This is a genomic window from Clostridium sp. OF09-36, assembly GCF_003481985.1.
In the GTDB taxonomy this organism is placed as follows: domain Bacteria; phylum Bacillota; class Clostridia; order Lachnospirales; family Lachnospiraceae; genus Brotaphodocola.
The window spans coordinates 1-22,413 of sequence record NZ_QUMD01000032.1; the positions used below are offsets into that span (position 1 = coordinate 1).

A 22,413-nucleotide genomic window follows, 5' to 3' on the forward strand; every position below is an offset into this window, starting at 1 on the left:
GGAGTCATCTTTTTTCATTAAAGACAGCATAGATTTTAATGGTTGAAAACAAAACAGTTTGAAATCAGGCATGCCGAAAGGGATGTCTGGGAATGAACTGTGTTTATAAAGGATGGGGGCGAAAACACAACCGATTTCGCCCCCATTTGGGCATAAAGCAGGGCTGCCGCCCAGCAAAAAATATTTGCTAGTGCGACAGCCTCTATTAAAGTTAATCAAATTGTTATTCTTTCATTTTAGGTTTGAAGATCAGCGCCCCCAGATACCCAAACACCAGCGCTGCTGCGATTCCGGCGGAGGCAGCTGTGAGGCCGCCTTTGAAGATTCCAATGCAGCCTTCCTCTCCGATTGCCTTTGCGACCCCCTTCCACAGCGTATTGCCAAATCCAAGGAGCGGTACACCTGCTCCGGCTCCGGCCCATTCCAAAAACGGTTCATAAAGTCCAAGCCATCCTAAAATGGTGCCGCTTACAACCAGAAACACCATCACCCGGCCCGGCATCAGCTTCGTCCGGTCAAGCAGGATCTGCACAAGGGCACAGATCACGCCTCCCACAAGAAAGGCCCGGATCAGTTCCATTACCACACTGCCAGATGCACTGCCCATACTGCTACCTGCAACATCAGCCAGCATGCTGATCATATGATTGATATCATTGTTCATCGTATCGTTATCCCTCCATCCGTTCCAGCACAACTGCGTGGGCAATTCCCGGAATGCTCTGTCCTTCATTATAGCTTACGGTGGAAAGCAGTGCCCCGGTCGGCACAAACAAAACCCGTTTCCATTCCCCACGCTTCAGCTTTGGAAGAATCTTTGCACACAGCGTTACCGCCGCGCAGCCGCATCCACTTCCACCTGCGTGTACGTCCTGCCAACCCCTGTCATAAATTTCAAGACCGCAATCCATATGGCGTCCCGCAAGCTCCTGGCCGCTGCTCTTCATAAAATCGAGAAGTACCTTTTGCCCGACTGCCCCAGATCCCCGGTGATAATCCTGTCATAATAGGAAACATCCACACCAAAATCCTCCAGATTCTGACAGATGGTGTTCCAGGCCGCCGGGGCCATGGCGGCGCCCATATTCATGGAATCCTTCGTTCCCATATCCACCATTTTCCCGGTTGTGATCCCGGTTACCGCAATACGTGGCGCTGGCAGGTTTCCGGCTTTTTCCCCACGTTCCAATACTACCGCCCCACAGCCGGTCACTGTCCACGATGCGCTCTGTGCCCTCTGGTTTCCATATCCAAGCGGAAAACGGAACTGTTTTTCTGCTGTCGCAAAGTGGCTGGATGCCATTGCAAGGACCCGGTCTGCATGTCCCGCATCCACACACATCGCCCCAAGTCCCATGGCTTCTCCCATCGTAGAACAGGCCCCGTAAAGCCCAAACAGCGGAATTTCCAGATCCACCGTCCCAAAAGAAGTCGCGATCAGCTGCCCCAGCAGATCCCCCGCAAAGAGATAGCGCACCTCTCTCCGGTGAATATTTCCCTTCTCCAGCGCCAGATCTGCCGCCTGCTTCTGCATGGCACTCTCTGCCTGTTCCCAGTTTTCCATTCCAAACATCTCATCCTGCTCGGTGACATCAATCCCGCCCGATAGCGGCCCCTGCCCTTCCTTCTTTCCCGTGACCGAAGCCCAGGATGCCACAAAAGCAGGATGCTCAAAACGCAAGCTTGCTTTTCCCACCTGCATAAAAAAACTCCTTTCCTGCGCCATTCATTCTGAACATAGTATGCGCAAAAAAGGAGTTTTTATTTTAAATTTCTATATATTATATAACTATTGTAGATTTTAATAGGCCCGTATGAGCTGCCGAAAGGCAGCTCATACGAGCCTTGTCACATATTTTAATTGTTTGCAGAAAGAATCTGGCGGATGATCAGTTCCTGTGCTTCTTTCCATTCATCGCTCATTCTTACGGTAAATCCATGATGGCTCTCCCGGAATCTGCGCATTGTCACGGTAACACCGGCCTCAACCAGTTTTCTTCCGTACTCTTCATTCGCAAGACAGAACGGACAATTCTGCGCATTGACAATCAGCGTTTCCGGCTGATTCTCCATCATGTCCGCAGTCGCGAATACCGGTGATACAAATGGCTGTTTTAAGAGTTCTTCGTCTCCATCCGCATAAAGCATGGAAAACGCCTGGGAGCGGTCTGACTTTCCGCTTGTATCGGTCATTGGCATATAGTTGTCATTTGCTGCATAGTCGAGCACCTGTAAGCATACTTTAAAATCCTTTGTCTGTGCGGCTTTCAGGGAGATTGCTGCTACCAGACAACCACCTGCGCTGTGTCCACCAATGGAAACCTTTTTCGGATCAGCCCCCCAGGATTCACACTGTTCAAATACCCACTTTACAACGCGGTAAGACTGTTCAAACGCAACCGGATAAGCATGATCTAAAGAGCTTGCGTAATCAATATCTACAACAATTCCATGAATCCGCGCAGCCAAGTGTTCACAATACAGATCATCATCCCCGTCCTGAAGGAAAATGAATCCGCCGCCATGCATGTTGACATGAACCGGGCATCCGTTTTTCCGGTCTTTTGCCATTGTGATATAACATTTTACCGGAACACCCACAGATGGAACTTCAACCACAACTTCTTTGCGTTCCGTATACTGTTTCCACTGTTTATAATCTTCCGGAATTACACGGCCTTCACGTCCCGTTTTTTTTCTTCCTCCGGTTCTGTCGAGAACTGCCAGCCATTTTTCTCTCTCTTCTTTTGTTAATGCCATCTTTCTCTTCCTCCTTTTATTTGCTTAACCATATACCGGGAAAAACAGATTTGTACTGAAAATCAATGTTGCAACAGCAATAATCAGATATGGAATGTTAAATTTCAACAGCTTAATCGGATCGTATTTACCAATTGCATAAACCATGGTTCCGGCAGCGCAGCCAGTTGGAAAAGCAAGCGCAAACCAGGAAGCAACATTTACAACCAGCACTACCGCCCTCGGATCCATACCACCAGCCAATGCAGTACTTGCCGCGATCGGAGTTAATACTGCCATGCTTCCGGTGTTGGATAAAAATGTTGTCATAACTACGGTTGTTATTCCAAAAACAGTTAAAACCTTAAGACCACTTGGGTTTTCCCCAAGAATTTTCAATACAAAATTTCCAATTGCTTCTCCTGCACCAGAAGAGCTAAGGGCCGAAGACATAGCCAGCATGCCGGCAATCATCCATACCATATCGCTTGTCATGATTTCTACAACTTCTTCGCGTTTCATCGTCTTTGTATAGATGATCAGCAGCACACCTACAACAGAAATCATATATGCCTGATTTCCAAGTAAATCTGAAAAAAGGAATCCAATCACTACCGCAAAAAATACTGCAAATACAATAAATTCCTGAAATCCAGAAATTGATGTTTCTTCTTTCTGTGCGCTCTGGTTTGTTTTTACCGCCGAACTGTCCAACGTAGTTTTCGGTAAAAGTCTCCACGCAAATAAAGAATACACTGTTAAGGCCAATGCCGGAATGATAGCTACTTTTGTCATATCAAACATGCCAAGTGTCTGTGCCGGGTCTGTCACCATACCTTCATAGTAAGCGTTGGCCTGCATCGGCAATGCGGCACCCATTCCAACAGGGAACCGTCCGGTCCATGCACAAAGCATTGCAACAATCAGATACAGCATTCTGGACGAACACACCTCTCCATCATCATCCAGAGTCTGAACAAAAACAAACATGATCGTGAGAACTGCAACCTGTCCCATAACCTGACACAACAGTATCGTAAATCCGAACATGGCCAGCATCAGGATCAATCCGCTTTTTCCTTTCAGGTGGTTGATTCCTGCTTTTATTTTTCTGGTCACACTTGTCTTTCCAATTGCGTTTCCTACTACCATTACCGTTGCAACAAGAATGGTATTTTTATTGATGATGCCAGAAAACGCCGTCGTGAAATCCAGCACTCCGGTAAGTACCAGAATTGCAACGCAGGTCATGGCAGTTACGCCATACGTAGCTTTTTGCAGTAAAAACATGATGATCATAAAGATCAGCACGCCAACAACAATATACAGATTCATATTCTCCATCGTATCTCTCCCTCCAATATTTTCCTTTGTAATTTTTCACCACATTCACACTCTTATTTCATTTATCTGCAGATATCAAATTCCTCCTTCGCATTATTATCATGTGGTGTAAGCAGGAACTTTAGTTTTATTTTATGCTTCCAACTGACGATTGACAATCGCACGAAGCTTATATAAACTATGTATAAAAGTTATGGAAAAGGAGTCTTTATGAAATTAGAGCAACTGCCTTATATTTTAGAAATCGCTTCCTGTCAGAATCTTTCCGGTGCCGCCCAAAAACTTGGAATCTCTCAGCCCGCGCTGAGTAAATATCTTTCCAATCTGGAAGGAGAACTTGGTATGGAATTATTCCAGCGCTACCGGAAAAAGCTATATCCTACCCCTGCTGGTTTTCTTTACCTTGATATGGCACGGCGTATGCAGGAAATTCAGGAAAAAACCCTCAGCTCCATGAACCTTTTGCACACTGCCCAGACAGAGTATCTCTCCATTGGTATTTCTCCGCATCGTGGTGCCGCTGAAATAGCAAAATTGTATCCACTTTTTATCCATCAGTTTCCGCAAATCAGACTGTCTATTCAGGAAGGTTATACAAACCAGCTTCGGGAATACCTGAAAAACCGGCAAGTATCCCTGATTGTCAGCACCGCCCTGAAAAATGACCGCGATCATTTCTTATTTGCCCCCATCCATCACGAAGAGCTTTTGCTCGCAGTTCCGCCATATCACCGCATGGCCGGGAAAGCTTCCGCAAATCCTGATTTCCCCGCAACTGCCAGCCTGAACCAATTTGCAGATTCCCCATTCATCATGATGACACCTGACACTTCGATTGGTCAGGTATGTGCCGAACAATTTGCCCGCTGTGATTTTTCGCCTATGATTGCATATCAGACATCCAATGTTACCATACTTTCCACTTTGATCCGTTCCGGACTCGGTATCGGAATGCTTCCAAGGCTTTACGCAGCACAATGCACGGATCTGTATTTCTTCCGGATTCATTCTTCCTTCCGGATCACATCCGGAATTCTCTGGAATTCCAATCACCGTTTAAGTTTTCCAGAGCGCTATCTCATCTATCTTCTTACAGAACAGTTGTCTGTAAATCCGTTATATCAGATGGAATGTGATCCCCTGATTGAAAAATTCCATGAAGAATTTATGAATCAAGCAGATAGAAAAGACAAGGACTGATTTGAAATGGATATAAAACAATTAGAATATTTGATTGACATTGCAGAATTAAAAAGTGTAACCCGGGCTGCGGAAAAAAATTTCATGTCGCAGTCTACACTTTCCAGAGAAGTAAAGATTTTAGAAAAGCGAATTGGTGTGAACCTGTTTGTCTGGGATAACCGGGAAATGCGCCTGACAGAGGAAGGGATTCTTTATCTAAACGGAGCGCGTGAGCTTCTGCAGGAATATAAAAAAGGAATGCAAGCACTGGAACGACTGAAAGCAAAACAGCATCAGGTCATCCATCTGATCTTATCTCCAAAAGTACAGTATTTTTTCCGCTCCCATATTCAGCCCGAATTTGTCAGACAATTTCCACACACCTCATTGGAAGTTACGGTCGGATCTGTTTCTATGGCTGAAGAATATCTGGAACATGGATTCGCTGATCTCGCAATTACAGCTACCCACACACCAGAAAAGTTCCAATCAGAAGCAATCCTTCTTCATCGGGAAGCTTATTTTCTGGCACTTCCAGAAAGCCATCCTGCTGTTTCTGCTATCCGAAATCAAACATTTTCGTTCACTATGCTCGATCAGACCCCTTTTCTGCTGACCAAAGGAAACAATGTTTTTCGGAAAATGGAACAGGACGCTCTTTCCTGCAATCATTTTTTCCCTTCAATCACCTACGAGGTTGAAACACTTCATACCATTCGAAAAATGATATCAGAAGGATTAGGTGTTGGATTTCTCCCGGAAGATCTGACCAAAGACGAGCAGTTAAACCTTTGCTTTTTTCCGTTAAAACCTGCTATGCATGTCAGCACAATACTTCTGCTTCCACGTACCGGCATTCACAAAAACAGTACACTAGCACTCAGGCAATTGATTTTACAAAAATTCCTGTATTTTGGGAAATTCAATCAGCAATAATCCTGTATACTGCCCAATTACAGAATAAAAATATTGATAACTTAAAGGGCCGTGTGAGTTGCCTTTCTCAGCTCACGCGACCCTTGTCATATTTTAAATTGTGAATTTTACGCAGCCAGCGCTTCCTTCTCTCTCTTCGCTGCCTGATATCCCAGTACGCACACAGCGCCTACGAGAACCAGTCCGATGAGGTCAGTCAGGCTGCCCGGTACTAAAAGGGTAAGTCCTCCAACGATGCAGAGGATTCTCTCCCACCACTTCATGTTGCGGAATACGAATCCGCTTAAACCGGCTGCCACACCGAAGATACCGATGAGGCTGGTGATGGTGATCATAACAACCTCCGGGATGGTGGTGTTGATGAACAGCATTGCCGGGTTCATGGCGATGATGTACGGTACGATAAATGCTGCGATGGCAAGACGGCTTGCATTGAATGCGGTCTTCATCGGTCCGGCCTTTGCGATGGCGGCGCCTGCGTAGGCGGCCAATGCAACCGGCGGGGTGATATCTGCAACGATACCAAAGTAGAATACGAAAAAGTGTGCTGCAAGCATCTCAACGCCGATTTCCGGGCTCATGAGGATCGGGGCACAGGTTGCTGCCATGATGCAGTAGGTTGCGGTGGTCGGAACGCCCATACCAAGAACGATACAGCAAAGCATGGTCAGAAGCAGTGCTACGATCATGACACCGCCGGATGCGGATACAATGGCACGCAGGAGCTTGGATGCAAGACCGGTAGAAGTGATGCAGCCCGCTACGATACCAGCCATGGTACATGCAGATGCTACGGTGATGGTTCCCTTGCCGCCTGCCTCCAGCGCATCGATGATCTTGCTTACGTTGATGCGGTTATCGGAGTTGAACAGGCCTACAACGATGGTTACCAGGATTGCGATTGCTGCGGAGCTCTGCATGGTACGGGTACCATTGGATACCAGAACGACCAGAACTACAAGCGGAGCCAGCAGATAAATCTTGCGGATCAGATAGCTGAATTTCGGAAGGCTTTCTTTGTCAAGTCCCTTTAAGCCAAGCTTCTTTGCTTCCAGATGTACGGCAATGTAAATGCCTGCAAAGTACAGGATTGCCGGAAGGATTGCTAAAACTGCAATGCGGGAGTACGGAACACCGGTGTACTCTGCCATAAGGAATGCGGCTGCGCCCATGATCGGCGGCATGATCTGTCCGCCGGTGGATGCTGCTGCCTCAACAGCGCCTGCAAAATCCGGTTTGTAGCCGGTCTTGATCATCATCGGGATGGTGACGGAACCGGTGGTTACAGTGTTTCCTACGGAAGAACCGGAAACCATACCGCACAGTGCGGAAGAAATAACGGCTACCTTCGCCGGGCCGCCGCAGGAGGAACCTGCCACGCAGTTTGCAAGGTCAATGAAGAATGCGGAAATACTGGTCCGCTCCAGAAAAGCACCAAAGATAATGAATACCACAATGTATTTCTGACATACATTGATCGGAGTGTTCATAACACCGTTTGTGGTGTAGAACAGATCGTAAACAACCTTACCAAAACGGACATTTGCAAAGGTGTAGATCAGCAGTGCACCGACTACAAACAGGATCGGCAGACCGACACACCGACGGCAAAGCTCAACCAGAACAAGAATGGCAACGATGGCCAGAGCCAGCATAAACGGGTCTTTGGAAATGACACTGTAGCTGGTTAACAGGATTTTCTGTGCGTTTGCTGCAAAGTAAAGAAATGGACCTGCGCCTGCGACCATCAGTACAACATCGTACCACGGAATGTAGTTTACACGGACGTGCCCTTTTTTGACCGGATAGTTTAAAAATCCGATGATAATGATCATAGCCAGAAACAGTGTCAGGCGAACCTCCGGAAGACTCTTATCTACCAGGGTCAGGTAAATGCAGAACAGGGAAAATGCTGCCATCAGGAAACGGATCACGGCTTTCGGCTTTCCTTCCCATACACGGACGTTCGATTCCCTATCATATTTTTTCATCACCGCATCGACATCCTCTGCGGTTCCGGTTAAACCGTCAGCTGCCGGGGCACTGTCCACAGCGGCTGTATGTTTTTTGTTCAGAAAGCTCATAGTCGAATCCCCTTCCTATTCTTATTCAGGCGCTTCCTGGATTCGGAAACGCCTGATCATCCTCATTTTGGATCAGTCTCACCTGGCCCTGCATGAAATGCGCCAGCCAGATGATACTTTTCCACTGCTTCCTATTTGGTCGGAACAGTCAGGCCTTTTTCTGCGAAGTATTTTGCAGCGCCAGCGTGATACGGAACTGCGGTTACAGATGCTGCAAAGTCAAGGTCCAGCTCATTCTTCTTGTCGTGTCCAAGTGTGTCGATGCTGTCGTAGATACCTGCTACTACGTTGTAGATATCGTTCTCATCTACATCGTCCTGCGCGATGATAACTGCGCCGACTGCAACGGTGGTTGCGTCTTTCTCAAGACCGTAAGCATCTTTGGAGATCACGTTCTTGGTGTAGTAAGGAGAAGTCTCCTGAAGTTTTGCGATGTGCTCATCGTCTAACTCTACCAGATATACGTCTCTGGTTGCTGCCAGGGAGGTCACTGCGGTGGTCGGTGCACCTGCTACGATGAAGGCTGCATCGATCTTGCCGTCCTGCATGGCCTCTACGCTGTCACCGAAGGACTGGTAGGTAGGTTTGATGTCGTCGATGGTTAAATCGTATGCGCCTAAGCAATCCAGAGCGTTGAAGTAAACGCCGGAACCGGAATCACCAACGGATACGGTCTTGCCCTTTAAGTCTGCCACGGTTTTGATCTCCGGGTTGAGGGTTACGATCTGTACCTGCTCCATGTAAAGCGCTGCCACGGTAGAGAAGCCGTCGATCTTTGCGCCCTCAAAGAGGTTCGTGCCGTTGTAAGCGTATGCCATAACGTCGGACTGTACAAAGCCAAGCTGTGCGTCGCCTGCGTCCATAGCCTCGATGTTGCCCTTGGAGCCTTTGCCAACGATCGCGGTTACGGTGGTGTCGGTCAGGTCACTGATCTGTCCTGCGATCACGCTTCCGAATCCGTAGTAAGTACCCTGGTCACCGCCGGTGGTAAAGATCAGCTCTTTGCCGCTTCCAGCCTGACCGATCTTGTCAGCCGGTGCAGCTTTGGTGTCTGCTGCGGTGGTATCTGCCGCGGTGGTAGATGTAGAAGCGGAACCGCCGCAAGCGGTGAGGGATAATGCTGCCATCATAGATGCCATAACCAATGCCATGTTCTTTTTCATAATCGTGTCCTCCTCGGGTTTTGTTTTTACAGCTTACAATGCCTCTTTTCTGCTGTGTTTTTCTCAACTTGGTGCCAATTATAGCACAGGGATTTTTAAATATCAAGCTAAATATTGTAATTATTACAGCTTTTTAGTTGTACTTTTCCATATTAAACTGCTAAACTAATTGAGATTGACGAAAATTTGTATAAAAAAGAGCCTGTGTGATGTTTTCTCACACAAGCTCTTATCTTCTGAAATAAACTGTAAATTTTTATTTAAACCGCACAGCAGTTCCTGATTCTCACACTTAGTCCAGCTCAAACGCGCCGGTATACAGCTGATAGTAAGTACCCTTCTGGGCAATCAGGTCGTCGTGATCACCACGCTCAATAATGCGTCCGTGGTCAAGAACCATGATGGCCTTACTGTTGCGGATCGTGGACAGGCGGTGTGCGATGACAAGCACGGTTCTGCCCTCCATGAGGTTATCCATACCCTGCTGTACCAGTGCCTCGGTACGGGTATCGATGGAACTGGTTGCCTCGTCTAAGATCATGGCAGGCGGATCCGCCACAGCCGCACGGGCAATGGAGATCAGCTGGCGCTGTCCCTGGGACAGGCTTGCTCCGTTTCCGGTCAGCATCGTATTGTAACCGTCCGGCAGACGGGTGATGAAGCTGTCTGCATTCGCCAGCTTCGCAGCTGCGATGCATTCCTCATCGGTAGCATCCAAACGTCCATAACGGATATTCTCCAGAACGGTTCCGGTAAACAGGTTGACCTCCTGCAGTACCACACCTAAGGAGCGGCGCAGGTCTGCCTTGCAGATCTTGTTGATGTTGATGCCGTCGTAACGGATCTTTCCGTCCGGGATATCATAGAACCGGTTGATCAGGTTGGTGATCGTGGTCTTTCCGGCACCGGTCGCACCAACGAATGCAATCTTCTGTCCCGGCTTTGCAAACAGGGAGACATCATGCAGCACCAGTTTCTCCGGAACATAACCGAAGTCCACATGCTCCAGACGGATATCGCCCTTTAACTCGGTGTAGCTTACAGTTCCGTCCGGACGCGGATACTTCCATGCCCAGATATGGGTCGGGTGATCGGCTTCCACCAGTTCCCCGTTCTCATCGTGTTTTGCGTTGACCAGGGTAACAAAGCCCTCGTCCTCCTCCGGCGTTTCATCGATCAGCTCGAAGATACGTCCTGCACCTGCAAGACCCATCGCGATCAGGGCTACCTGGTTGGAGCTCTGTCCCACGGTCTGTGCCAGCTGTCTGGACATGCCGAGGAAGGTGATGATGATGCCGACAGACACCGGGCTGAAACCGCTAAGGGTCAGGTTCGGAGCCTTGCAATATACCATCAGACCGCCTACGATCGCCAGGACCACATACATCAAGTTACCCATATTGCCCAGAATCGGCATCAGCGCGTTGCCGTACTGGTTTGCCGTCTTACTGTCGCTAAACAGCTGCTCATTGTACTTTAAGAAGTCCTGCTTTGCTTCTTCCTCATGACAGAAGACCTGGACAACCTTCTGACCGGACATCATCTCCTCGATGAAGCCCTCTTCTGCTGCCAGGGAACGCTGCTGGTACATCATGTACTTGGAGCTCATGCCGCCGTACTTCTTTGTTACGGTCAGCATCGCTGCCACAAACAGGCATACTACGATGAACATCGGAATGCTGAAGCTGGTCATCATGACGATCATCACTGCGATAGTAAGGATGGACTGGAACAGCATCGGCATACTCTGGCTGACCATCATACGGATGGCATCGGTATCGTTGGTATAGGTACTCATGATGTCGCCGTGTGCATGGGTATCAAAATATTTGACTGGCAAAGTCTGCATCTTGGTGAACATGTCCACACGGAAGTTCTTTAAGGTACCCTGGGTGACGGTCGCCATAATGCGGGTGTAGATCAGGGATGCGCATACACCAAGTGCATAGATCAGAGCCATGCTTCCAAAGATGGAAACCATCTGCGGCCACACGCTGTCCATGCCGTTCTCCACACCAGGAAGAATACACTGGTCGATCAGCGCCTGAATGTAAATGGTCTGTCCGACGGAAGCGACCGCCGTAATGATGATGCAGACCATAACCGTGATCAGATGTGCCCGGTAATGGGAAAATAAATATGCCATCAGGCGTTTGAAGGTGCCCGGCTTGATACCGGAGCCATTTGCGTTTCTCATTTGTCTCATCCTCTTACGCCTCCTTACTCTTAGTCTGGGAATCAAAGATTTCCCGGTAAATGCCGTTGAATGCAACTAATTCGTCGTGGCTGCCCTGCTCAACAATACGTCCGCCGTCCATGACCAGAATGAAATCTGCATCCTGCACGGAAGAAATACGCTGGGCAATGATGATCTTAGTGGTATTCGGCAGTTCCTCGCGGAATGCCTTACGGATCAGGGCATCGGTCTTGGTATCGACTGCAGAGGTCGAGTCATCCAGAATCAGGATGCGCGGCTTCTTTAACAGGGCTCTTGCGATACACAGACGCTGCTTCTGACCGCCGGATACGTTGGTACCGCCGCGCTCAATGTAGGTGTCATAGCCGTTCGGGAACTGGCTGACAAACTCATCGGCCTGGGCGAGCTTACATGCGTGGATGATTTCTTCATCAGTCGCGTTCTTACTGCCCCAGCGCATATTTTCTTTGATGGTGCCGGAGAACAGAACGTTTTTCTGCAGGACCACGGCAACCGCATCACGCAGGGATTCCAGATCGTACTCGCGCACATCTTTTCCTGCGACCTTTACGCTTCCCTCGCTGACATCGTAAAGTCTGGAGATCAGCTGGATCAGGGATGTCTTGGAAGAACCGGTTCCTCCGATGATGCCGACCGTCGCACCAGACGGGATATGCAGGTCAATATCAGACAGCGCAAACTTTTTGCTCTTCTCGGAATATTTGAAGGAAACATGATCGAAATCCACGCTTCCGTCTGCAACCTCAGTTGCCCCGTTTTCCGGGGAAGTCAGGCTGCTCTCATGGTTTAACACTTCTGCGATACGCTCTGCACACTCGGAAGCCATGGTTGTCATGATAAATACCATGGAGAGCATCATGACGGATGCCAGGATCTGAACACCGTAGCTGATCAGGGAAGAAAGCTGTCCGGTCGTCAGCTCGGTCGCTCCGGAATTGACGATCATCTGCGCTCCGATGTAGTACACCAGGAACATGGACAGGTACATGCAAAACATCATGGTCGGGTTATTGAATGCCAGGATCTTCTCAACAAAGGTGAAGTCCTTGCGCACCTCTTCTGCCGCCTGGTTGAACTTCTCGGTCTCGTAGGATTCACGGACAAAGGATTTTACCACACGGATACCGGCTACGTTCTCCTGCACGGAGTTATTTAAGGCATCGTACTTTTTGAAAATGCGCTTGAAGATCGGATGCACATGGGTGGCAATTCCAAACAGTACGCCTGCCAGAATAGGCAGGATACATAAGAAGATCAGAGCCATCTTCACATTGATGGTCATCGCCATGATCACGGAAAAAATAATCATGAGCGGGGTACGCACAGCCAGACGGATTAACAGCTGGTAAGCGTTCTGTACGTTTGTAACATCCGTTGTCATACGGGTTACCAGGGACGATGCGGAAAATTTATCGATGTCCGCAAACGCAAAATCCTGGATTTTAAAATACATATCCTGTCTTAAGTTTTTCGCAAAACCACAGGACGCCTCTGCCGCGTTTCTCGCAGCCAGCACACCACAGCCTAAAGACATGGTTGCCATGACCAAAAGGACCAGGCCATACTGTAAGATTGGTGTCATGGTGTCGGCAGACAGATGATCGATCAGCTTTGACATCACCAGCGGGATCATACACTCCAGTACAACCTCGCCTGCTACAAAAAGCGGTGATAAAAGAGACTGTTTCTTGTACTGCCGTACACTCTTCAGTAAAGTTTTAACCACTGCAATTCCTCCTTGTTTCCCTTGTAAATGATTCTGTTGCCGTTCACGCATACGTGAACAACAAACATTACTCTGCCAGATTTTTCAGCATTTTGTCTGTCACAGAAAAAAAGACCTGCATCTCTTCCTCTGAGATACCGGCTATCAGCTTTTGATTGAGCTTATCCAGACCTTTCAGCACGCAGTCCTTATACTGCAGCGCTTTCTCGGTCACCACGATCTTTTTTCTTCTTGCATCGTACGAAACCGGCTCCTTGCGGATTAGCCCCCGCTGCTCCAGCTCCTTTAAGAGCGCAGTAGCCGTGGGTGGTCTGAGTCCGAATTCCGCCTCGATGTCTTTCTGGAAAACATCGCTTTTCGTATGCTCTGCCAAAAGAAAATGAAGTGTGCGTCCCTGCGCTCCACTGAACATCCCGGAGCCGAAGGCCGCACACATCTCTCTGCTGATTCCGTTTGACAAACGTTTGATGCTGCGCATGGCAATTTTTTCTTCCTGCTGTTTCATTGCACCTCATCATGTTGTGTGACTTTGCAGCCGCCTCTTCGCCTTGCTTTTTTCGAAGCAGGTCTTGATGTTATCTCTGTCGGCCGCATATTTTATTTAGTTTCCTAAGTATGTTAGGACATTATCGCTAATTTGTCAATCGGAAATTTGTGAACTTTTTATGAAATCATACCAGGGGCAAAAAGTCTGGAATCCGATGCAGGCTTACTTGCAAGAGGATTGTGGACCTTTTACTGCTTTTCGTTTCTACGTTTCTGGTCCAGATAAGAAACCGCAGACAGTGCCGCAATATTTCCCTGCCCGGCCGATTTGATATACTGGTAAGGCCGTCCTGCAATGTCACCGCAGGCAAAGCATCCAGGCACATTCGTCTCCATCTGCAGGTTGACTGCCACATGGTTTCCATCCATTTGAAGTCCCGGTACCAGGTTCTTCGGAGACACACTCTCCCTTAAAATAAAAATGCAGTCTGCCGGATAACTTCCGGCACTGGTCACCAGTGTATCTGCCTTCATGCCGCCGGTAATCTCCTTCGGCACTCCGTTTACTACCGTAATCTTTTCCGAAACTTCCACCGGCTCCTTGTACATTGGGAAATAATACACCTTTTCTGCAATGTCAGCCAGAAAATCTGCTTCCGCTTCCTCGGATTTCTGATATCCGATCACGGCTACCGTTGCACCACGGTAGAGCGGCGCGTCGCAGGTCGCGCAGTAGCTGACGCCGCGGCCCAAGAATTCTTCTTCTCCCGGAAGCGGCTTGCCAAAATTAACGCCGGTTGCCAGAATCACAGTATCCGCCTCGCAGATGTCCTGTCCCACCTGCAGGGAAAAATAATCGCCCATTGGATAGATCAGATTCACCCGGTCCTCCACGATCGGGATCTGCATCCGCTCAATGTGTTCCTCAAATGCCTTTCCAAGCTCTGCCCCGCTGATTTCCGGGAACCCAAGATAGTTCTGGATTTCCTGCGCTTTCTGTACTTTACTGCTCAGATCCCGGCTTCCTACTAATAAAATTTTCTTTTTGCGGATGGCCGCCGTAACTGCCGCGGAAAGTCCCGCCGGGCCGGTGCCGATGATGGCGATATCGTAACGTTCCATGTATAATCGTGCCTCCTTGCTTTCTCTGTTCTTTTGAATAGTTCTATTATACACAAAATTGTTTTCTTCTACAATCATCCTGCAAACAGGGCCGGAAGTTCCGAAATATCGAATTTCAAAAATCCCGGCACAAACGGCAGCGAAAAATTTAGCAGCATCAGCACCGTTGACACCGCTCCCATCATTCCGATAAATACCGACTTTTTTACGCTTGACGTTCTTTCTATTCTTCTCATTTCCTTTCCAGGATCCCGAAAATGCTCATGTTGCCGGTTCGCGGTTCGCACATGCATGTCCGGCAACGCAGAATGCCCCATGATCTGCTGACCACGGGGCATTTTGATTATCCTCTTTCATCCGGACTATACCGTCGGTCACGGAATTGCACCGTGTCATGCCTTTCGGCTTGCGGACTTTACCGCCGGTGGGGACTTACCTGCTATGATTCACCCCGCCTCGAAGATCCTTATGCAATTTTTTTGATAGTTTTATTTTTTCAAAAATTTTTCAAAAATTCAAAAAAGTACTTGCGCATTTTTCAATTTTATAGTATAGTATGTTCTTGTCGGCGGGAGTGCTGGAATTGGCAGACAGGCTAGACTAAGGATCTAGTGGCAGTTATGTCGTGTGGGTTCAAGTCCCATCTCCCGCAGGTATGCAGAAGTGGCGGAATTGGCAGACGCGCACGGTTCAGGTCCGTGTGGTAGCAATACCTTGTGGGTTCGACTCCCATCTTCTGCATTGCAGAATCAGCAGACGCGCCACTGGCGCCTCCTCGATATGCTGAGCAAAACGAGCCATCGTACAGATCGTACGGTGGCTCTTCTTTTTTCTTACATAATCCCCAAGAACTTTCCAATCAAAAACAATATCCCCAAAATCCAGCTCGTCAACACCCCAAACAGGATCACCGGCCCGGCAATGGTAAAAATTTTACATCCAATTCCGAATACGTGTCCCTCGGCCTTGTACTCAATAGCCGGGGCCACCACCGAGTTCGCAAAGCCGGTGATCGGCACCAGGCTCCTGCACCGCCCCACTTCACGATCTTCGGTAGATGCCAAATCCGGTCAGCAGCACACTCGCCAAGATCAGTTCGATCAGCATCCAGGTCTGTGCCGCTTCCTTTTCCATTCCCAGATACTTCATCATAAGCATCACAGATGCCTGTCCGACCGTGCAGATGATGCCGCCTGTCACAAAGGCATGCAGCATGTCGCTCCCAAGTTCATTGACCGGCGTGATCTTTTTAATATATTCATCGTAAGCTTTTTTGTTTAATTCCATTTGGTATTTTCTCCTTTATTACTATGTGCGGTTCAGGCACGCATTGTGCAGACAACAACGAATTTCGAAACAATATTCACCTTTCTGATTCATTCTGCAGACATCCCGCACAAAAAATACGTCAGTGCCCCGGCAAGCTTTCCCAGTGCGATCGACAGAATCAGATACTGCAGCCCCACCGCCAGATAGAGCCGGCGGCTGATGACCGGCAGTGCCTTTAATGTTTCCGAGAGTGACATGACAAGACACCCAACAAAAATCCCTACCGCCATACCGAAAGTTCCTAAAAATAAGGATGACAGGCCAAACAACGGAATTGGGAATTCATACAGATCCACAAGATTTCCCAGCACACCTCCGGCAACGATCACGCTTCCATACAGCATGATATGCTCCTTCGTACCAGTTTTCCCGATCAGCCGCGGAAACACGCCGATGATCACCAGAAACGCAAAGACTCCTGCTGCGATCACGCCTCCCGCGCTGATGCCGATAAAAGCCAGAGCTGCATTCTGGATCATTCGCATTCCCAGACTAGGTAACATCGATTCCGCGCTCCTTTCTGGAATCATTCTGGATCACGGTCTTGCTGATGTTATCCTCATACAGCCGCATCTCCACCTCCAGCGGAGTCGGGTCCGTATTCAGCTTCCACTTTGCAAAATGGTTGAAGAACGCGATGATCCCTACTGCAAGTCCCACGGAGTACGAGAGTTCCAGAATCGTGCATCCGGGCGATTCCTGCCCGGTAACAAGACGGTAAACTTCACCAAACACGGAAGTCACACTCACGTCGTTGTTAAAGGTCATGATTGCAAACGCTGCCCCGCAGAAACAAATGATGCAGACAAATATGGTCTTGCACCACTGCCAGAACAGATTCTGCTTCACCTGCGGCTGATAGTCGATGATAAATTCCACTTTTCCCACATTGTTGACCGTGACCGACGAATCGGCGCTTTCCAGAATCCGGATCACATCCAGCGCATTTTCCACATACCGTTTTCGTTTTTCTTCCCGGATTGTTTTGATCTTTAAGCTGGCACAGCGGTTTTGCACATGCGTGTCGCTGCAGTAAACTTCCGCCACATCCTTCACCTGAATATCTGGTTTATGGACCTCTGTGATCTCGCGCAGATTCAGGTAGACGGTGTGCTGCGCGCTCATACGGCCACCTCACAGACACAGTCCAGTATGTCTGTCAGATTCTGATACTCATTTTTCTTCTGTCCATCTTCCGGTTTCCATACTTCCTGCCATACCAGGGTGCCATCCGGTTCTTTTTTCTCAGGTCCATGATAGAAACAAAGCCAGCATACTGCTAACACCAGAAAAACGGAAAGCATCAGCACCAGAATTTTGAGTTTACATTGAAAAATTTTCATTTTTACGCATCCCTTCCCAGCCAAAATCTTTGCAGCATAATAATCTCTGCCTTTCTGGGTTTCAGTATGCGCAACTATGCCCCCAGATATTCCCGCATCTGCTTCAAAATCCGCTTTTCCAGCCGCGATACCTGCACCTGGGAAATGTTTAGATCCGCAGCGATCCGTGTCTGGGTCTGATTTTCAAAATAGCGCCGCACGATGATCTCCCGGTCTTTTTCTGGCAATTTTTCCATCAACTGGTTTAAGACAAGCCGGTTCATAAGCTGCTCCTCATTTTGTGTTCCATCCGGAATCCGGTCCATCAGGCGCAGTCCTCCATCGTCTCCATTTCCAGACTCCCGGTACAGCGATTCCACCTCAGCTCCGGCTCCCATGCAGGCTGCAACTTCTTCACAGCTGATATCCAGCTCCTTCGCAAGTTCCGAAAGTCCCGGTTCCCGCCCATACCGCGCTGTGAAAACTTCCCGTGCTTTGTGGATGCGAAGTCCAAGCTCCTTCATAGAACGACTCACGCGGATCATGCCGTCATCACGCAGAAAGCGCCGGATCTCGCCAGCGATCATTGGCACTGCGTAAGTTGAAAAACGTACCTCAAACCCCAGATCAAACTTGTCCACCGCCTTTAAAAGGCCGATGCATCCGATCTGGAACAGATCCTCCAATTCGTGTCCCCGTCCGTTGTAATGTCTTGCCACACTCCAGACCAGCCCCACATTTCCCATGACCAGCCGCTCCCTCGCTTCCTCATCACCGGCATGGGCACGCTGCAAAAGCTTTCTTGTGTCATCCATACACATTCACCTGCCGATTTGTTTTCGCATAATAACCTTTGTCCCCTTGCCCAGCTCGGACTCCACATGGACCTGGTCCATGAAGGCCTCCATAAAGGAAAATCCCATACCGGATCGGGTTCCTGTCTTGTCCGTGGTAAACATGGGTTCCATAGCCTTCTCCACATTCCGGATTCCCACGCCATAATCTTCCACCACCACCGTCAGTTCCTTTCCCTCTGTCTCCACTTCCACTGTGATGATGCCGCTTTCTCCACCATAACCATGGATTTCCGCATTGGTCACCGCCTCAGAGACAGCTGTCTTCACATCGTCGATTTCCTCCAATGTCGGGTCCAGGCGACTCATAAACACTGCAACCACGACCCGGGCAAACTCCTCATTTCTTGAAAGGCTCTCCAGTTCCATCCGAAAACGCTCCATATATTCCCATCCTCCCGTTTTTCAGCTTTTCGATTCTTTTGTCACAACCTGTCCCAGCTTTCCACGTACTGTTTTCCATTTTCTCCTGCCCAATCCAGACAGCTGTTTTTTGCAGTCATTTTCGTTCATGGGCTCTCACCCTGCGATCGCCGCTTCCTTTGTATCAAAATATTTCATGATCCGGCCAATCCCTCCGATGGCCAACACGCGCCCTATCTGGGCATTCACTCCATAAATCGTCACCGTGCCGCCGCTTCCCGCCATCTGTTTGTAGCGGTTCAATAAAATCCCGATTCCGGAAGAATCCATAAATTCCGTTCTGGAAAAGTCAAACACCACCTTGTTGATATAATTTTCTGATAACAAAAGATCCGTCTCATATTTTAAGTTCCGGCAATTATGATGGTCCAGTTCCTTGGGAAGATGGATCACCAGAGTCTGCCCGTGCGCCTCATAAGAAAAAGTCTGTTCATACATATATAAAACTCCCTTCCTTTCCGAAAATAAATCCACAACAGCGATGTGGCTGCTCAAGCTTCCCTCAAAAACAACACTCGCACCACTGGCACTGCTTCTAATATCCACTACAACAAAAAAGGTACGGCAGAGCACACATTCTGTGTATTCTCTGTCGTACCTTTTCTTTTTTTTAACTTAGTACCCTCTCTGGGTCTTCGCATCATCCACATAATCCGAATTTGGATAATTCATGATGATGTCCGTAAAATACTGGGTCGCGGTCTGCTGGTCTCCGGCCGTCACATATGCCATACCCAGCTTGTAGATCACTTCCGGGTTGTCCGCCTTAATCTGCAGGCTCTTCTGGTAATATTCCTCAGCCTTTGCAGCATCTCCTGCCGCCAGCGTTGCATCGCCCATGTTCATGAGCACTGTGTAACCATTTTCAGCCATATCCTTCTGGATCCATGCTACCGTTTCATTCAGCACGCCGTCATTTAATACAGACCAGTCAGTATCCACATACAACAGCGCGGCTGTTTGCTGGTCTTCATCCCGGTATGCCTGCAGGATTTTCACCAGGTTCTGGTACTGCGCCAGGGTGCCTCCACTGGACTTCTGCAGAGTCTTTAAATTTTCCTCCGCCTGATCCTGTGCACTCTTCGCTGTCTCCACCTTCTGGTTTAAACTGTCGATCTCCAGATTTTTCTGGTTTAACTCCTCCAGCGTATTTTTCAGTTCCTGATTATGCTTCGCATTCAGGGACTCGGTACTCGCTGGCATGACCAGAAAGAAGATGACCATGGCACCAAGTACCAGGCCGACCAGGATATTTAATACTGACTGCCAGCCGGTATTTTCCTTATAGCTTGGCGGCATGATGATGTCATCGTCCTGCATCTGCCGGTGGGAAAAGGCATTCTGCAATTTCCGTTTTTCCACCTCAGCCTTGCCGGTATTGTGCTTGGCGATGTCCATGTAATGGAGCACCCACGGGTTGTAGCGGTCAATCTTTAAAGCCTGGTACAGGCACCGTCCCGCCTTGATATAATCCTCATGATGGAGGTACAAAAGCGCAAGCAGTTCCTGTGCCTTGACATACTGCGGGAATTCCTCTACCATGCGCATCAAAAGCAGGACAGCCAGATCCTCGTTGTCGTTCTGGGCATAGATCAGTGCCTGATTATACTTCTTCGCAGCCTGATCCGCCAACTCCAGATACCCTCTTGCCGCATGGACTTTACGCAGATATTCTTCTGCCAGGTTGTCCTGCTCCTGCAGGTTTAAGCTGATGACCCACTGGGTCAACGCCGCACCTACCTCGCCAATCTCATTGTAAATAAGGCCCAGGAGATTTCTCGCATCGGTCTGATATTTGTCAAACCGGAGACTCTTTTTCAGCGCAGTAACCGCGCCGGACAGATCCCGGCTTTTTGCTTTTTCCAGACCAATGTTATAATAGGCATTGGCAATCTGCCGGTTTTTCGTTCCTGTTTTCATATTCGTTTTTTGTTACTCCCTGTTTTTCAGCAGTTCCACCATCAGATCTGTCATATCGGTCAGATCCTCTTTCACAATCTGCGTTTCCACATCACCGACTTCCAGACTCGGCTGGAAGCGTGCGATCTCTTCTTCAAAATCCAGCATACAATTTCCTTTCGTCGTTTGCCGCCACCTGCAATCAGACAGCTGACAGCAGAAATGTTACTGCCCCACATACTCGCCCCGCAATGAAATTCCCCAATGCTTTTCCATGCGCATTTAACATCCGCGCTGCTTCAGGGTTTCCAGAATTTCCCCGATCAGATACAAAGAGCCCACCATATACAGGTGTTCTCCTTTCTTCTTTTCGGAAAGTGCAAAATCAAGCGCTTTCTTTGTGGAATCAAACGCAGTGACATGGCTGCATCCGGCTTCCTCAAACTGACGCGCCAGGGCATCTGCCTGAAGTCCCCGCTCACTCTGAAGCTGCACCACCGTAACCGATTCTGGAGAAAGTTCACCGCAAAGCAGCCGGATCATCTCACGGTAATCCTTGTCCGACACCGCCGCAAATAAAAGATGAATCCCCGGCTGCTGGCACAATGTCTCCTGCGGATCCATCTCTGCCATCTGCTCCTTCACTGCCTGGATAAATGCACGGATCCCGCCCGGATTGTGTGCACCGTCCACCCAGACATCAGGAGCAACCTGCTGCATCCGGCCATTCCAGTGCACCGAAGCCAGCGCTTTTTTGCACACGGCATCATCCACACCGGTAATATCCAGTACCTCCAGTACTTTCACCGCCAGTGCCGCATTCATAGCCTGGTAAGGCGCCGCAAAGGAAACCTCCCGGTACGCACCTTCTGCCGTAAGTCCATAAGCTGCGCAGCCAAGCCTGTCCGCAGCTGCCGCGATCACGGCTCCTGCCGCCTTGTCGTTATTATCATACACAAGCGGCACCCCCGGCTTGATAATCCCGGCTTTTTCTGCCGCGATTTTCTCCACGGTATCACCCAGATACTGCGTATGGTCGAGACTGATCGAGGTGATCACACAGGCTAACGGATGCCGGATCACATTGGTCGTATCCAGCCGTCCGCCCAGTCCCGTTTCCAGGACGACAAAGTCCGGCTTTTTCCGTCCGTATAAATCCATTGCCATCAGGAATACAAACTCAAAGAAGGTCGGGTGCGAATAGCCCTTTTCCATCATTTCGTCAGTGACAGCCTTTACCCGGGCGAAGCTTTCCGAAAAGTCTGCCTCATCAGCCGGTTTTCCATCATAAAGGAACCGCTCCTTCACGTCCACGAGATGCGGGGACACGAACGTTCCCACATGATATCCGGCTTCCATGAGAATGGCTGTCAGGTCCGCACACACCGAACCCTTTCCGTTGGTTCCTGCCACATGGATGATGTTTAATGCTTCATCCGGATTTCCCAGCTTTTCCAGAAAATCCCGGACCTCATCCAGCGTATTTTTCTTTTTTGTCCAAAGCGGGATCCCCAGCAGGTAATCCCGCGCATTCTTGTCTATCATTGTAATCTATGCCTGTCCACTTAAAATTATGAACGATTGCG

At 48.9% G+C, this 22,413-nt stretch carries 24 protein-coding genes, 2 tRNA genes, 1 pseudogene and 1 riboswitch; of the genes and pseudogenes, 4 read left to right on the top strand and 23 right to left on the bottom strand.

Annotation, left to right across the window (positions count from 1 at the left end):
* The 5 genes and pseudogenes from DXA97_RS20480 to DXA97_RS16920 all read right to left on the bottom strand — a co-directional run.
* Positions 1-219 (bottom strand): hypothetical protein (locus DXA97_RS20480; RefSeq protein WP_207666851.1); only part of this gene is annotated, 219 nt, incomplete at its 3' end.
* 4 nt (positions 220-223) lie between these two features.
* Positions 224-580 (bottom strand): SpoVA/SpoVAEb family sporulation membrane protein, encoded by a 357-nt coding sequence (locus DXA97_RS16905; RefSeq protein WP_118721215.1) that lies wholly within the window; start codon positions 578-580, stop codon positions 224-226.
* A 91-nt stretch (positions 581-671) separates the two neighbouring features.
* Positions 672-1,702 (bottom strand): annotated as a pseudogene (locus DXA97_RS16910) (stage V sporulation protein AD).
* 155 nt (positions 1,703-1,857) lie between these two features.
* Positions 1,858-2,760: an alpha/beta hydrolase fold domain-containing protein gene (locus DXA97_RS16915; protein WP_118721196.1), complete on the bottom strand. Its 903-nt coding sequence runs from the start codon at positions 2,758-2,760 to the stop codon at positions 1,858-1,860.
* 24 nt (positions 2,761-2,784) lie between these two features.
* A complete protein-coding gene (locus DXA97_RS16920) occupies positions 2,785-4,083 on the bottom strand; it encodes an SLC13 family permease (RefSeq protein ID WP_243032215.1) in 1,299 nt (432 codons plus the stop codon).
* Between the two features lie 210 nt (positions 4,084-4,293).
* Here DXA97_RS16920 and DXA97_RS16925 point away from each other — a divergent pair, with 210 nt between their 5' ends.
* Entirely contained in the window at positions 4,294-5,283 is a 990-nt protein-coding gene (locus DXA97_RS16925; protein ID WP_182436942.1) for a LysR family transcriptional regulator, read from the top strand.
* A gap of 6 nt (positions 5,284-5,289) precedes the next feature.
* The gene (locus DXA97_RS16930; RefSeq protein WP_118721198.1) at positions 5,290-6,201 is read left to right on the top strand and encodes a LysR family transcriptional regulator; all 912 of its coding nucleotides are present in this window, start codon (positions 5,290-5,292) and stop codon (positions 6,199-6,201) included.
* A 107-nt stretch (positions 6,202-6,308) separates the two neighbouring features.
* Here DXA97_RS16930 and DXA97_RS16935 read toward each other — a convergent pair whose 3' ends face one another.
* From DXA97_RS16935 to DXA97_RS20340, 7 genes are all read right to left on the bottom strand, one after another.
* Positions 6,309-8,285, bottom strand: a complete 1,977-nt coding sequence (locus DXA97_RS16935; protein ID WP_118721199.1) for a TRAP transporter fused permease subunit — start codon at positions 8,283-8,285, stop codon at positions 6,309-6,311.
* Between the two features lie 131 nt (positions 8,286-8,416).
* A complete protein-coding gene (locus DXA97_RS16940; RefSeq protein WP_118721200.1) occupies positions 8,417-9,448 on the bottom strand; it encodes a TAXI family TRAP transporter solute-binding subunit in 1,032 nt (343 codons plus the stop codon).
* 292 nt (positions 9,449-9,740) lie between these two features.
* Positions 9,741-11,654, bottom strand: coding sequence for an ABC transporter ATP-binding protein (locus tag DXA97_RS16945; RefSeq protein WP_118541154.1), 1,914 nt, complete (start codon positions 11,652-11,654; stop codon positions 9,741-9,743).
* A gap of 4 nt (positions 11,655-11,658) precedes the next feature.
* Complete coding sequence (locus DXA97_RS16950) at positions 11,659-13,392, bottom strand: ABC transporter ATP-binding protein (RefSeq protein ID WP_207665788.1); 1,734 nt, start codon at positions 13,390-13,392, stop codon at positions 11,659-11,661.
* Positions 13,393-13,459: 67 nt separating this feature from the next.
* Positions 13,460-13,897 carry a MarR family winged helix-turn-helix transcriptional regulator gene (locus DXA97_RS16955; RefSeq protein WP_118721201.1) on the bottom strand — a complete coding sequence of 146 codons (438 nt, stop codon included), beginning with the start codon at positions 13,895-13,897 and terminating at the stop codon, positions 13,460-13,462.
* A 230-nt stretch (positions 13,898-14,127) separates the two neighbouring features.
* Complete coding sequence (locus DXA97_RS16960; RefSeq protein ID WP_118721202.1) at positions 14,128-15,000, bottom strand: NAD(P)/FAD-dependent oxidoreductase; 873 nt, start codon at positions 14,998-15,000, stop codon at positions 14,128-14,130.
* Positions 15,001-15,074: 74 nt separating this feature from the next.
* On the bottom strand, positions 15,075-15,236 hold the full coding sequence (locus tag DXA97_RS20340) for a hypothetical protein (protein ID WP_182436943.1): 162 nt from the start codon (positions 15,234-15,236) through the stop codon (positions 15,075-15,077).
* Between the two features lie 105 nt (positions 15,237-15,341).
* A riboswitch (FMN riboswitch) is annotated at positions 15,342-15,468 on the bottom strand.
* Positions 15,469-15,568: 100 nt separating this feature from the next.
* Here DXA97_RS20340 and DXA97_RS16970 point away from each other — a divergent pair.
* Positions 15,569-15,652 (top strand) — tRNA-Leu (locus DXA97_RS16970).
* A 5-nt stretch (positions 15,653-15,657) separates the two neighbouring features.
* Positions 15,658-15,741 (top strand) — tRNA-Leu (locus DXA97_RS16975).
* A gap of 92 nt (positions 15,742-15,833) precedes the next feature.
* Here the strand turns inward: DXA97_RS16975 and DXA97_RS22465 are convergent.
* The 11 genes from DXA97_RS22465 to DXA97_RS17020 all read right to left on the bottom strand — a co-directional run bounded on the left by DXA97_RS22465 (position 15,834) and on the right by DXA97_RS17020 (position 22,372).
* Positions 15,834-16,064 (bottom strand): SpoVA/SpoVAEb family sporulation membrane protein, encoded by a 231-nt coding sequence (locus DXA97_RS22465; protein WP_347561681.1) that lies wholly within the window; start codon positions 16,062-16,064, stop codon positions 15,834-15,836.
* Positions 16,042-16,287, bottom strand: coding sequence for a SpoVA/SpoVAEb family sporulation membrane protein (locus tag DXA97_RS22470; RefSeq protein ID WP_347561682.1), 246 nt, complete (start codon positions 16,285-16,287; stop codon positions 16,042-16,044). The genes DXA97_RS22465 and DXA97_RS22470 overlap by 23 nt, the downstream gene beginning before the upstream one ends.
* 89 nt (positions 16,288-16,376) lie before the next feature.
* Positions 16,377-16,832, bottom strand: a complete 456-nt coding sequence (locus tag DXA97_RS16985) for a stage V sporulation protein AB (RefSeq protein WP_347560894.1) — start codon at positions 16,830-16,832, stop codon at positions 16,377-16,379.
* Positions 16,822-17,454 (bottom strand): stage V sporulation protein AA, encoded by a 633-nt coding sequence (locus DXA97_RS16990; protein WP_118721204.1) that lies wholly within the window; start codon positions 17,452-17,454, stop codon positions 16,822-16,824. The genes DXA97_RS16985 and DXA97_RS16990 overlap by 11 nt, the downstream gene beginning before the upstream one ends.
* On the bottom strand, positions 17,451-17,672 hold the full coding sequence (locus tag DXA97_RS16995; RefSeq protein WP_118541164.1) for a hypothetical protein: 222 nt from the start codon (positions 17,670-17,672) through the stop codon (positions 17,451-17,453). The genes DXA97_RS16990 and DXA97_RS16995 overlap by 4 nt, the downstream gene beginning before the upstream one ends.
* Positions 17,673-17,746: 74 nt before the next feature.
* Positions 17,747-18,466: a SigB/SigF/SigG family RNA polymerase sigma factor gene (locus DXA97_RS17000; protein WP_118721205.1), complete on the bottom strand. Its 720-nt coding sequence runs from the start codon at positions 18,464-18,466 to the stop codon at positions 17,747-17,749.
* Positions 18,467-18,472: 6 nt separating this feature from the next.
* Positions 18,473-18,889: an anti-sigma F factor gene (gene spoIIAB, locus DXA97_RS17005; RefSeq protein WP_118541168.1), complete on the bottom strand. Its 417-nt coding sequence runs from the start codon at positions 18,887-18,889 to the stop codon at positions 18,473-18,475.
* Between the two features lie 135 nt (positions 18,890-19,024).
* Positions 19,025-19,366, bottom strand: a complete 342-nt coding sequence (locus tag DXA97_RS17010) for an anti-sigma factor antagonist (RefSeq protein WP_118721206.1) — start codon at positions 19,364-19,366, stop codon at positions 19,025-19,027.
* 177 nt (positions 19,367-19,543) lie between these two features.
* Positions 19,544-20,848, bottom strand: a complete 1,305-nt coding sequence (locus DXA97_RS17015) for a tetratricopeptide repeat protein (protein ID WP_118721207.1) — start codon at positions 20,846-20,848, stop codon at positions 19,544-19,546.
* 12 nt (positions 20,849-20,860) lie between these two features.
* On the bottom strand, positions 20,861-20,995 hold the full coding sequence (locus DXA97_RS21685) for a hypothetical protein (protein ID WP_279221191.1): 135 nt from the start codon (positions 20,993-20,995) through the stop codon (positions 20,861-20,863).
* Positions 20,996-21,109: 114 nt separating this feature from the next.
* Positions 21,110-22,372: a folylpolyglutamate synthase/dihydrofolate synthase family protein gene (locus DXA97_RS17020; RefSeq protein ID WP_118721208.1), complete on the bottom strand. Its 1,263-nt coding sequence runs from the start codon at positions 22,370-22,372 to the stop codon at positions 21,110-21,112.
* Between the last annotated feature and the right edge of the window lie 41 nt (positions 22,373-22,413).